The organism is Streptomyces sp. JLYT201, assembly GCF_059448825.1.
On the sequence record NZ_CM182551.1, the window covers coordinates 7,194,231 to 7,206,152 of the forward strand.

General features: G+C 74.0%; 9 protein-coding genes. 5 read left to right on the plus strand and 4 right to left on the minus strand.

Annotated features, from left to right (window positions below; genetic code table 11):
- The first annotated feature begins 49 nt into the window (after positions 1 to 49).
- Positions 50 to 886, plus strand: coding sequence for a methyltransferase (locus tag AC5WAM_RS30460; protein WP_495519499.1), 837 nt, complete (start codon positions 50 to 52; stop codon positions 884 to 886).
- 301 nt (positions 887 to 1,187) lie between these two features.
- The gene (locus tag AC5WAM_RS30465) at positions 1,188 to 1,607 is read left to right on the plus strand and encodes an SCO2097 family morphological protein (RefSeq protein WP_366790781.1); all 420 of its coding nucleotides are present in this window, start codon (positions 1,188 to 1,190) and stop codon (positions 1,605 to 1,607) included.
- A 374-nt stretch (positions 1,608 to 1,981) separates the two neighbouring features.
- Here the strand turns inward: AC5WAM_RS30465 and AC5WAM_RS30470 are convergent, their stop codons facing one another.
- From AC5WAM_RS30470 to AC5WAM_RS30485, 4 genes are all read right to left on the minus strand, one after another.
- Positions 1,982 to 4,393, minus strand: coding sequence for a transglutaminase TgpA family protein (locus AC5WAM_RS30470; protein WP_495519500.1), 2,412 nt, complete (start codon positions 4,391 to 4,393; stop codon positions 1,982 to 1,984).
- A complete protein-coding gene (locus AC5WAM_RS30475) occupies positions 4,390 to 5,841 on the minus strand; it encodes a DUF58 domain-containing protein (RefSeq protein ID WP_495519501.1) in 1,452 nt (483 codons plus the stop codon). Before AC5WAM_RS30475 ends, AC5WAM_RS30470 begins: the two co-directional genes overlap by 4 nt.
- A complete protein-coding gene (locus tag AC5WAM_RS30480) occupies positions 5,841 to 6,860 on the minus strand; it encodes an AAA family ATPase (protein ID WP_366790778.1) in 1,020 nt (339 codons plus the stop codon). Before AC5WAM_RS30480 ends, AC5WAM_RS30475 begins: the two co-directional genes overlap by 1 nt.
- Before the next feature lie 371 nt (positions 6,861 to 7,231).
- The gene (locus tag AC5WAM_RS30485; RefSeq protein WP_366790777.1) at positions 7,232 to 7,792 is read right to left on the minus strand and encodes a beta-class carbonic anhydrase; all 561 of its coding nucleotides are present in this window, start codon (positions 7,790 to 7,792) and stop codon (positions 7,232 to 7,234) included.
- Between the two features lie 479 nt (positions 7,793 to 8,271).
- On the opposite strand from AC5WAM_RS30485, the gene rsmH reads away from it, so the two are divergent.
- From rsmH to AC5WAM_RS30500, 3 genes are all read left to right on the plus strand, one after another.
- Entirely contained in the window at positions 8,272 to 9,207 is a 936-nt protein-coding gene (rsmH, locus tag AC5WAM_RS30490) for a 16S rRNA (cytosine(1402)-N(4))-methyltransferase RsmH (RefSeq protein ID WP_495519502.1), read from the plus strand.
- Between the two features lie 101 nt (positions 9,208 to 9,308).
- Positions 9,309 to 9,905, plus strand: coding sequence for a cell division protein FtsL (gene ftsL / locus AC5WAM_RS30495; RefSeq protein WP_495519503.1), 597 nt, complete (start codon positions 9,309 to 9,311; stop codon positions 9,903 to 9,905).
- A 6-nt stretch (positions 9,906 to 9,911) separates the two neighbouring features.
- Positions 9,912 to 11,918 (plus strand): peptidoglycan D,D-transpeptidase FtsI family protein, encoded by a 2,007-nt coding sequence (locus AC5WAM_RS30500; protein WP_495519504.1) that lies wholly within the window; start codon positions 9,912 to 9,914, stop codon positions 11,916 to 11,918.
- The last annotated feature ends 4 nt before the right edge of the window (positions 11,919 to 11,922 follow it).

Consider the following 11,922-nt stretch of genomic DNA (forward strand, 5'->3'; position numbering starts at 1 on the left):
GAACAGCCCGCCGACGCACAGGCGGAGCCGCGCCGAGGAGTCAACTGCCGTGTCGGACCCGATGCGCCCGCCCGCCTCCCCCTGCCCGCCGCAAGCGGCGTCGCTGCGCTCCGACCCCCCTCGCCCCCGCGCTTCCCTCCGTACGGCCGTGGTCTGGGAGGTCCTGAAGGACGCCCTCGACCGCCGGGTCAAGGCCACCGCGGGCGACGGCCCCGGCGGCCTGGAGGTCCTGGACACCGGCGGTGGCAGTGGCAACTTCGCGGTACCCGTGGCCCGCCTCGGCCACCGCGTCACGGTCGTCGACCCCAGCCCCAACGCGCTGTTCGCGCTGGAGCGCCGCGCCGCGGAGGCCGGTGTCGCCGACCGCGTGCGCGGCGTCCAGGGCGACGTGCACGGCCTCTTCGACGTCGTCGAGCGCGGCGGCTACGACGCGGTGCTCTGTCACGGCGTCCTGGAGTACGTGGACGACCCCGCCGAAGGCGTGCGCAACGTGGTCGGAGCCCTGCGCCCCGACGGCGTCCTCAGCCTGCTCGCCGCGGGCCTCGGCGGCGCCGTCATCGCCCGGGCCCTGGCCGGACACTTCACCGAGGCCCACCGCGCGCTCCAGGACCCGGCCGGGCGCTGGGGCGAGGGCGACCCGGTGCCGCGCCGCTTCACCGCCGACCAGCTCACCGGCCTGGTCGAGGGCGCGGGCCTGCGCGTGGCCGGGGTGCACGGCGTGCGGGTCTTCGCCGACCTCGTGCCGGGCGTCCTCGTCGACACCGAGCCCGGCGCCCTGGAGGCCCTCCTGAAGCTGGAGGCGGCGGCCGCCGAGCTGTCCGCGTTCCACTCCGTGGCCACCCAGCTGCATGTGCTCGGCGAGACCCCCGAGGCGAGCGGGGCCTGAGCGCCGACGGGCCGCTGCGGCTCCTGTGACGCCTGGGGCTACCTCGCTGATCAGGGGCGCAGCGGCACATGGAGTACGCCACAGGCCCCCCGAACGGGCTACCGGCGCCGTATGATCGAGGGACACCGTCCGGCATGACAGACCGGCCGCTGGGGAATGCAGGCTTCAGCGAGCCGGAGCGACCTGACGGTCCGGTTTGGCGAAGTTGGCGCAGAGGGGCGGGTTTCACGGGGGCGATTCCCTGCCTATCCTGAAGGGGACCCCCCGGTCGCCCCGGCGACTGCACGATGAGGAGGACTCCGTGCCGCTCTCGGAGCACGAGCAGCGCATGCTCGAGCAAATGGAGCGAGCGCTGTACGCCGAAGATCCCAAGTTCGCGACAGCGCTTGAGGGAAGCGGGCTGCGTACGTACACCCGGAAGCGGGTCTACCAAGCGGTCGCGGGCTTCCTGGTGGGCATCGCCCTTCTCATGGCCGGAATGGTCGCCCAGCTGATCTGGGTGAGCGTGGTGGGATTCCTCGTCATGCTGGGTTGCGCGGTGCTTGCCGTCACCGGTTGGCGCAAGGCGCCCAAGCCGGGTGAGCAGGCCCCCGGCATCCCGGCTGGATCCGCCGCCCCGCACGGGCGGCGGCAGCATCAGCCCAGGCAGCGGCGGTCCATGATGGACCGCATCGAGCAGCGCTGGCAGCGCCGCAGGGACGAGCAGCAAGGCGGCCAGTAGCTCTCCCGCAAGATTTCCCCGCCGCGCCTGACTTCCCAGCTCCGCCCAAGGCCCGTCGCGCACCCCGCGCGCCGGGCCTTGTCGCTGTCCGGCGCCGTCCGGGCGGACGCCGGTGCCGCACGGCGGTCCGCGCCGAGGCCGGTGCCGTGCAACCGTCCGCGCCGCCGCCGGCACCCGGTGATCCGTGCGGGCTCCGGAGCCCGCACGCCCTGCTGCCCGGGCTCCGTGAAACAGCCGCTCCGGCATTTGCTCGCGCATGTGCACCCGCACACGCGACAAGGGTGAGGGAGCCGCACACGACGGTGGGGCGACCGCGGACAGGCGGTCACCCCACGGACGTTTCGGGCCAGGCCGCAGCGGCCGGACCCGGGGCCTCAGCTCCCCTCGCGCGCCGCGGACCGGGCCGGCCAGCGCTTGGCAAGACGCCACTGCCACCGGGCGCGCAGCCCGGCCCAGCGCCCCGAAAGCGCCCACATCACCCGCGCGGCCGAACGCGGCGCGAGCGTCGCCCGCAGCCGGGCCGAACGGCTCGCGGAGGCCCGCAGCCCCGCCCGCAGCCGCCGCACGTCGTCCGGCAGCCCCGTCGCGTGCCGCGGCTGCGGCGCGTAAAGGACCTGCTCCACGGCCGCCGCCACCCGGTGCACGGACTCCGCGGCACCCGCCTCCAGCTTGCCGAGGCGGACGATCCGGGCCGCCGCCGTGCGCGGTGTCCGGGACTCGTCCGGCGGGATGCCGTGGTCCCACGCGGTGTCCGTGACCTCCAGCCACGCCGCGAGGGTCCGCGCTGCCGCGTCCGCCTCGGTGCGCCCGCCGACGCCGAGGCGCACCGCGCGCACCCGCGTCCGCCACAGCAGCGGCAACAGGGGCACCGCGAGCACGGCGAGCCCCGCCAACGACCCGCCCACGATCATCGCGACCGGCGGCCCGTCGTCGTCGGAGCCGGACGGGAGCTGCGGCATCGCGCTGCTGCACCCGCCCGCCTGCCGCTGGTCACGCGGGCAGTCCGAGGACTGCGAGGGCCCAGGGGACTCCTTCGCCGACGTGGACGGCCCGGGCGCCGCCGGGTCGCTGGAGTCGTCGGACGGGGTCTGGTCCCGGGTGTACTCCGGCACGGAGCCACGGGTCGGCGTCGGCTCGAAGCGGGTCCAGCCCACGCCCTCGAAGTACAGCTCGGGCCAGGCGTGCGCGTCCCGAAGACCCACCGACATGGTGCCGTCCGCCTGCGCGGAGCCCGGTGTGAAGCCCACCGCCACGCGCGCCGGAATGCCGAGCGTGCGCGCCATCGACGCCATGGCGAAGGAGAAGTGGACGCAGAAGCCCTCCTTCTGGTCCAGGAAGCGCGCGATCGCCGAGGGCCCGCTGCCCGCGCGGACCTGCGTGTTGTACGTGAAGCCGCCGTCGGAGGCGAACCAGTCCTGGAGCTTCACCGCCCGCTCGTAGTCGTTCGCCGCGTCGCGGGTGATCCTGCGGGCCGTCTCCGCCACCACCGAGGGCAGCGAGTCCGGCACCTTGGTGAACTCCCGCTTCACCGCCGCGGGCGGCGGGGGAGCGGCCGCGAGCTGCTCGGCCGTGGGCTCCACGACCAGGCTGTTGACGGAGTACTGCACGCCCCGCGTGGTCTGCCCGCGGTCGCCGACCACGGCGCGGCCCACGGGCTCGTACCGCCAGCGCCCCTCGATGCGCACCTGGCTCGCCGGATACGGCATGGGCAGCCAGTTCTGCGCGTAGCCGTCCGCCGCCGAGAGGTTCGTCTGGATCTCGGTCCTGCGGACGGTGGGGGACAGGCCCTGCGGGTCCGGCAGGCGCGAGGGGATGTCCTCGATGTCCCGGACGGTGGTCTTCCACGTCGTGCCGTCGAACTGGTCGAGCGACACGATCCGCAGATACATCTCCTGGGAGTTCTTCGCGTTCGTGCGGTACGAGATGACCTCGCGGTCCTCCGGCTGGTTCAGGCTGTCCTGGAGCGCGACCAGCGGGTTCACCGCGGAGATGGTGCCGCCGCCCCCGCGGCTGCCGCCCCCCGGCCCGTTCGAGTCGTCCAGGAGGCCGCCGTCGAGGGCGGGCAGCGCGAGCGGCACCACCAGGGCGACGCCCAGGGCGACGGCGCCGATGCGGCGGCCCGTGCGCACCGGGGCGAGCGCGCCGCCGTCGCCGTCCAGGCCCGCCGAGATCCGGCCGGGCGGCCGGGCCGCCCCGCCGAAGACCCGCCCCCACTGCGAGAGCCGGTCCCGGCCCTCCGCGAGGAGCAGCAGCAGATATCCGGCGGCCGCGAGCAGGAACCACAGCCACCCGGCGCCGTCCTCGGCGAGGCCCGCCGCGATCGAGTACAGGGCGAGCAGCGGAAGGCCCGCCGGCGCGGCCGTGCGGAACGTCACCGCGAGCGCGTCCACCATGAGCCCGACCACCAGGACCCCGCCGACCAGCATCAGCCGGATGCCGTCGGTGAGCGGCGCCGGGATCGCGTACCGCCCGACGTCGTCGCCGCCCGCCTCCAGGAGCAGCCCGAAGTGCCGGAACACCTCGGGAGTGGGGATCACCCCGGCGAGCGCCTGCTCCCGGCCGAAGACCAGCGTGAGGAGCAGCAGCGTGACCAGGGCCTGCGCGGCCACCGTCAGCGGCCGGGCGAGCGGCACCCGCCGCGCCAGGCCGCCCGTGCCGCTCTGCAGCGCGAGCAGGATCGCCGCCTGCACCAGCCAGCCCGACTCGTCGACGAGCGGCAGCATCGCGCCCGACGCCATCAGCGTCGCGGCGGCGGCGCACAGCGCCAGTCGCGTACGCCCACTCATGTCCATCCCCCCGTCCCGCCCGCCGTCAGGCCCGTGCTCGCCGCGGAGGCCGCCACCGTGCCGGTGCGCAGGTGGTCCGCCTGGCGCCACACGTCGACCAGCGACACCCCGGGCGGCACGGCGACCGCCGTCCAGCCCGCCTCGCGCAGCAGCCGCAGGCCGTTCGCGGCCGCCGCGGACGGCGGGGCGCCCGCGCCCCGCAGCCAGGCGTGGCTGTCCGTGAGGAAGGCGACCGCGGCCCCGCTGCGCTGGCGCATCTTGGCGACCACCGTGGCCTGCTCCTCGTCGAGGTCGCCGAGGAAGGCCACGAGAAGGCCTTCGTTGCCCCCGCGGAGCACGTCGTACGCGCGCGAGAGGCCCGCGCCGTCCGAGTGGTCGATCACGGCGAGCGTGTCCATCATCAGCCCGGCCGCGTCCGCCGACTCCTGGCTGGCGCCCGCGAAGCCGTCGGCGCCCTCGCCGGGCAGCGAGTTGCCGGTGTCGGTCAACAGGCGTACGGAGAAGCCCCGCTCGAGCATGTGCACCAGTGTGGAGGCCGTGCCCGAGACCGCCCACTCGAAGGCCGAGTCCGGGCCCGCGCCCTGGTGGGCCACCGCGCGGGTGTCCAGGAGGACCGTGCAGCGGGCGCGCTGCGGCTGCTCCTCGCGGCGCACCATCAGCTCGCCGTAGCGCGCGGTGGAGCGCCAGTGGACGCGGCGCAGGTCGTCGCCGTAGCGGTAGCCGCGCGGAATGACGTCGTCCTCACCCGCGAGGGCGAGCGAGCGGTGCCGTCCGTCGCCGTACCCCTTGGCCTCGCCGGTCAGGCGCACCGCCGGGAGCGCCTCCACGCGCGGGACCACCGTCAGCGTGTCGTACGTGGAGAAGGACCTGGTCAGCTCGCACATCCCGAAGGGGTCGGTGAGGCGCAGCTGGAGCGGGCCCAGCGGATAGCGGCCGCGCAGGTCGGAGCGGACGCGGTAGGACACCTCGCGGCGCCCGCCCGCCTCCACGCGGTCGAGTACGAACCGCGGCCGCGGCCCGAGCACGTACGGAACGCGGTCCTGGAGCATCAGCAGGCCGGTGGGCAGCCGCGAGACGTTCTCCATGCGCAGGTGCACGCGCGCCTCCGAACCGGCGGGCACGCGCGCGGGGGTCAGCCGGCGGCTGCCCGCGACGCGGTAGCGCGTGCGGTACAGCACGCCGGAGCACACCAGCGGCAGGACCGCGAGCAGCAGTCCGACCCGCAGCAGGTCGCCCTGGCCGAGCACGTAGGCGCAGACGGCGGCGGCGATGCCCGCGGCGAAGAAGGAGCGGCCCCGGGTGGTGAGCCCGGCGAACGCCGTGCGCAGACCGCCTCGCTCCCCCCTGTCCCCGTTGTTTCCGCTGCCTCCGTCGGCTCCGCTACGCCCAGTGCCGCCCGTGCCGCCGGTGCCGCCGGGTCGCTCCGACGGCATCCCCCCGGCAGTCATCACAGCCTCCGCGCGCCGGGCGGCTGCTGGCCGAAGAATCCCTGGCCGGGCTGTGGCGTCGCCGGGACCGGGGTGCGCTGCAGGATCTCCAGGACGACCGACTCGGCCGTGCGGCGGTTCAACTGCGCCTGGGCCGTGGGCAGCAGCCGGTGCGCGAGGACGGCGACGGCCAGCGCCTGCACGTCGTCCGGAAGGGCGAAGTCACGGCCGCTGAGCGCCGCGGACGCCTTGGCGGCCCGCAGCAGGTGCAGGGTCGCGCGCGGCGACGCGCCGAGTCTCAGATCGGGGTGGTTGCGGGTGGCGCCGACCAGGTCGACCGCGTACCGCCGCACGGCCTCGGCGACGTGGACCGTGCGGACCGCGTCGATGAGCTTCACGATGTCGTGCGCGTGCGCCACCGGCTGGAGGTCGTCCAGCGGGGACACCCCGCCGTGCACGTCCAGCATCTGGAGCTCGGCCTCCGGGCCCGGATAGCCGATCGAGACGCGCGCCATGAAGCGGTCGCGCTGCGCCTCGGGCAGCGGATAGGTGCCCTCCATCTCCACCGGGTTCTGCGTGGCCACCACCATGAAGGGGCTCGGCAGCTCGTACGTCTGCCCGTCGATGGTGACCTGGCGCTCCTCCATGGACTCCAGGAGCGCGGACTGCGTCTTCGGGGACGCGCGGTTGATCTCGTCGCCGATCACGATCTGCGCGAAGATCGCTCCCGGTTTGAACTCGAAGTCACGGCGCTGCTGGTCCCAGATGGACACACCCGTGATGTCCGACGGCAGCAGGTCCGGCGTGAACTGGATACGCCGCACCGAGCAGTCGATGGACCGCGCGAGCGCCTTGGCGAGCATGGTCTTGCCCACGCCCGGCACATCCTCGATGAGCAGGTGCCCCTCGGCGAGGAGCACGGTCAGCGAGAGCCGTACGACCTCCGGCTTGCCCTCGATCACACCCTCGACCGACCCGCGGACACGCTCCGCCGTGGCGGTCAGATCTGTGAGGCTCGCTCGATCGTCATAGGTCGTCACCCGGCCCTCCTCGGCCCTTCCCCACGCTCGGCAAGGAGCAAGGGACACCTCTTTTCATGGTTCCCCGGGCCGACACTCACGTGCGGACCGGCCCACCCCGAAACACGGACACCACGCGTGAATGGTTCAGCGCGGCGCCACACAGGCATTCTTGTTGGGCATACCGGTTCGTGTCACTCGCCTGTGGATAACTGGCACCGTTATGTCGGATCTTGCGGCGTTTCGGGTGCCGGAAATTGTCCGGTACCCGGTACCTCAGCGTCACACACTGTCGATTCGGTCACGCGGGCCCGCCGCGGTCGCGCGCGAGCGGGGCGCCGCCGTTCCCGGTCGGCGCCCCGCTCGCGTCCTGCGGGTGTGTCGTCGTGGCCTCAGGCGGGGTCGATCTCGCGCAGCAGGCCCGTGTGCACGTCGAAGACGAAGCCGCGCACGTCGTCGGTGTGCAGCAGGAACGGCGAGGTGCGCACGCGCTGCATCGACTGCCGCACGTCCTGGTCGACGTCGCGGAAGGACTCCACGGCCCACGAGGGCCGCTGCCCGACCTCCATCTCGAGGTCGTGCCGGAACTCCTCGGTGAGGGACTCCAGGCCGCAGCCGGTGTGGTGGATGAGGGCCACGCTGCGGGTGCCGAGCGCGCGCTGGCTGATGGTCAGCGAGCGGATGACGTCGTCGGTGACGACGCCGCCGGCGTTGCGGATGGTGTGGCAGTCACCGAGTTCGAGGCCCAGTGCGGCGTGCAGGTCGAGACGGGCGTCCATGCAGGCCACGACCGCGACCCGGAGGACGGGCCGGGCGTCCATGCCGGGGTCGGTGAAGCCCGCCGCGTAGCGCGTGTTCGCGTCGACCAGGCGGTCGGTGACGGTGGCGTCCTCGCGCGCACCCGTGGGTATGGCGCCTTCGGGCTCGGTGGGGAGGGATGCGGAAGTCGTCATGACTATGACGGTAGTGGTCACCGCGGGTGCGGGCCTGTCGTGGGAGGGGACAAAGAACGCCATCGAACGTTGTTGTGAGGTAACCCACAGGGACGCGCCCGGGCCCGCCGAACGGGTGAAGTCACGCTGATCACGGACGTGATCCCGGCCGGGCCGCGCCGCGCAGGCCGGTTGATTGACCGCGAGACAGGGTGGACTAAAGTGACGCGAAGCGGGAGCGGAGACCTGCTCCCCGCTGGTACATCCGGAGATTCGCAGAATTCCCCACGTGCGTGGCGCGTACGTACGGCTCGGCCTCCTCCCGCTCCCGGTCGGCTGACGCCGCCTCCCCGGCGCCGACGTCCGGCTCCCCTTCACCGAGCGGGCGGGGACCCGGCGGTGCGTACGACACCCGCCGGATCTGAGAGGGCCCCAAAGTGACAGGGCGCGAAGCGCTTCCCCATGAGGGTGGTGGGCGACGGGCGGGCCGACACGTCCCGGTGATGCTCCAACGGTGCCTGGACCTGCTGGCCCCGGCGCTCACCCGGCCGGGAGCCGTCGTCGTCGACTGCACCCTCGGCCTCGGTGGCCACAGCGAGGCCCTCCTCACCGCCTTCCCCGAGGCCCGTCTCGTCGCCCTGGACCGGGACAAGGAAGCGCTGCGCCTGTCCGGTGAGCGGCTCGCGCCCTACGGCGAGCGCGCGACCCTCGTCCACGCGGTCTACGACGAGCTGCCCGAGGTGCTCGACCGGCTCGGCCTGCCGCGCGTCCAGGGCGTCCTGTTCGACCTCGGCGTCTCCTCCATGCAGCTCGACGAGGCGGACCGCGGTTTCGCCTACGCCCAGGACGCTCCCCTGGACATGCGCATGGACCAGACGACCGGCATGAGCGCCGCCGAGGTCCTCAACACCTACCCCGCGGGCGAACTGGTGCGGATCCTGCGCGCGTACGGCGAGGAGAAGCAGGCCAAGCGGATCGTGTCCGCCGTCGTGCGCGAGCGCGACAAGGAGCCCTTCAGCAACAGCGCCCGGCTCGTCGAGCTGATCAGGGACGCGCTCCCGCAGGCCGCCAAGCGCACCGGCGGCAACCCCGCCAAGCGCACCTTCCAGGCCCTGCGCATCGAGGTCAACGGCGAGCTGAGCGTCCTGGAGCGGGCCGTCCCGGCGGCCGTGAAGGCGCTTGCCGTGGACGGCCGCATCGCCGTCCTGTCGTACCACTCCCTTGAGGACCGCCTGGTCAAGCAGGTGTTCGCGGCCGGGGCGGCGAACACCGCGCCGCCCGGCCTGCCGATCGTGCCCGAGGAGTACCAGCCGCGGCTCAAGCTCCTCACGCGCGGTGCCGAACTGCCCACCGAGGAGGAGATCGCGGAGAACCGCAGGGCCGCGCCCGCGCGGCTGCGCGGAGCCCAGCGCATCCGCGAGGACGTCACTCCGTGAGAGGCGTCCGCGAGGTGCCCGCGTGAGCGGGGCGGCTCGCGGAGGCGAGGGGAGCGAGGGGTCCGCATGACCGAGGTGGCTTCGTGGAGGAGGTGGCTTTCGTGAGCAGGAGACCGCAGCTCCGGGGGCGGGCGGCGCGGCTCGCGCGGCTGCTGCCGGGCGGCCCGAGCCAGGCCGCCCGGACCCCCTTCATGCTCCTGGTCGTGCTGCTGCTCGGCGGCGGCCTGATCACGCTCCTGCTGCTCAACTCCTCGCTCAACGAAGGGTCCTTCCAGCTCAGCAAGGTGAAGCGGGAGACTCAGGAGCTCACCGACGAGGAGCAGCAGCTCCAGCGGGAGGTCGACGAGTACGCCGCCCCGGACGCGCTCCAGCGCCGCGCCCGCGAGCTCGGCATGGTCCCCGGCGGCGACCCGGCCTTCCTGAACCCCGACGGCACCGTCCGCGGGGTCCCCGGCAGCGCGCCGGGCCCCTCCGCCCTGCGCGAGTCCGCGGCCCGCCCGCCCGCGCCGCTGCCCCCGGCGCCGCAGGCCCCCGAGGCGCTGCCCACGCCCGCGGCCGTGCCGTCCCCGGCGCCGAGCCCGGCCGCCGTGCCGCCCGCGAGCGGCACCTCACCGGGCGCTGCCTCACCGGGCGCCGCCCCGCCGGGGGCCGCCCCGCCCCCTTCCGCGAAGCCCGCCCCCACGACCTCCGGCAGGTGACGTTAAGTGACGGACCGTCAACCGCCGCCCCGGCGTCGCGTCCCCGGACCGGCCCGCCCCGTCCGGCCCGCCCGTGACGGCGGGCCGCGCCGCCCCCAGCAGGGCCGGCGGCCCGCCCGCCGCCCGCGCCCGGCCGCGGCCAGGCCGCTGCGCCTGGGCAGCCCCCGGCCGCGGCTGCGCCTGGTCAGCCTCGCCCTGACCCTGGTGATGCTGGCGTTCGTGGTGCGGCTCCTACAGGTGCAGGCCGTCGACGCCGACGCGTACGCCGCCAAGGCGGAGAAGAACCGGTACTCCAGCCACAAGATCGCCGCCGAGCGCGGGGCCATCACCGACCGCCGCGGCGTCGAGCTGGCCACCAGCGTGGACGCGTACGACATCACGGCCGACCCCACGCTGTTCACGGCCGGGGAGACGAAGATCAAGGACGCGCCCGAGCAGGCCGCGGCCCTGCTCGCGCCGATCGTCGACGAGGACGCCGACGTCCTGGCCAAGAAGCTCAGGACGCCCAAGACCCGCTTCACCCTGCTCGCCCGGCGCGAGACCCCGCAGGTGTGGAAGCAGATCAAGGACCTGCGCGCCACGCTCGCCGACAAGGCGAACGCCGACGCCACGGCGGTCAACGTCCTCGCGGGCGTCTTCGCCGTGCCCACCAGCAAGCGCGTGTACCCGAACGACGACCTGGCCGCCGGGATACTGGGCTGGGTCAACGCCGACGGCAAGGGCGGCGGCGGCATCGAGCAGCAACTCGACAAGGGCCTCGCGGGCAAGCCCGGGGAGATCCGCTACGCCCAGTCCGGCGGCCGCCAGGTGCCGACCGCGGGCACCAACGAGAAGCCCGCCGTGCCCGGCTCGGACGTCGAGCTGACCATCGACCGCGACATCCAGTGGGCCGCGCAGGACGCCATCACCGAGCAGGTCAGGAAGTCCCGGGCGGACCGCGGCTACGTGGTCGTGCAGGACACCCGCACCGGTGAGGTCCTCGCCATGGCCAATGCGCCCGGCTTCGACCCCAACGACCTGTCCCGGGCCGCGAGCGGAAGCCTCGGCAACGCGGCGGTGCAGGACGCCTACGAACCGGGCTCCACCGCCAAGGTCATGTCGATGGCCGCCGTCCTGGAGGAGAACGCGGCGACCCCGCAGACCCGGGTCACCGTCCCCAACCGGCTGCACCGCGGCGACCGGCTCTTCCAGGACGACATCGACCACCCGACCTGGTACCTCACGCTCAACGGCGTGCTCGCCAAGTCCAGCAACATCGGCACGATCCTGGCCACCGGGGAGCTGGGCGACACCCAGCGGCAGGTGAACCGCACCCTCTACTCGTACCTGCGCAAGTTCGGCATCGGCAAGCCCACCGGACTCGGGTTCCCGGGCGAGACCAAGGGCATCCTCGCGCCGCCCGAGAAGTGGTCGACCTCGCAGCAGTTCACCATCCCGTTCGGCCAGGGCGTCTCCATCAACGCCATGCAGGCGGCCTCCGTGTACTCGACCATCGCCAACGACGGCGTACGGATCGAGCCCACGCTCGTGCGCGGCACCAAGGGGCCCGACGGCCGCTTCACGCCCGCGCCCGCGCCCGCGAAGAACCGCGTCGTCAGCAAGAAAACCGCGAACACGGTCGCGCGGATGCTGGAGTCCGTCGTCGACGACGAGGAGGGCACCGGCACGAAGGCGCGCATCCCCGGCTACCGCGTCGCGGGCAAGACCGGCACCGCCAACCGCGTCGACCCGCAGACCGGCCGCTACCGCGGCTACACCTCGTCCTTCGCCGGGTTCGCGCCCGCCGACAAGCCGCGCGTCACCGTCTACTGCGTCATCCAGAACGCCAAGAAGGGCAGCTACTTCGGCGGCCAGATCTGCGGGCCCATCTACAAGAAGGTCATGCAGTTCTCCCTGAAGACCCTCCAGGTGCCGCCCACCGGCCACACCCCCGCCCGCCTCCCGGTCACCTTCACGCCGGGCAAGCCGGAGACGCCCGGCCGCCCGCCGGTCGCCGACAAGCCGGGCCGCTGAGCGG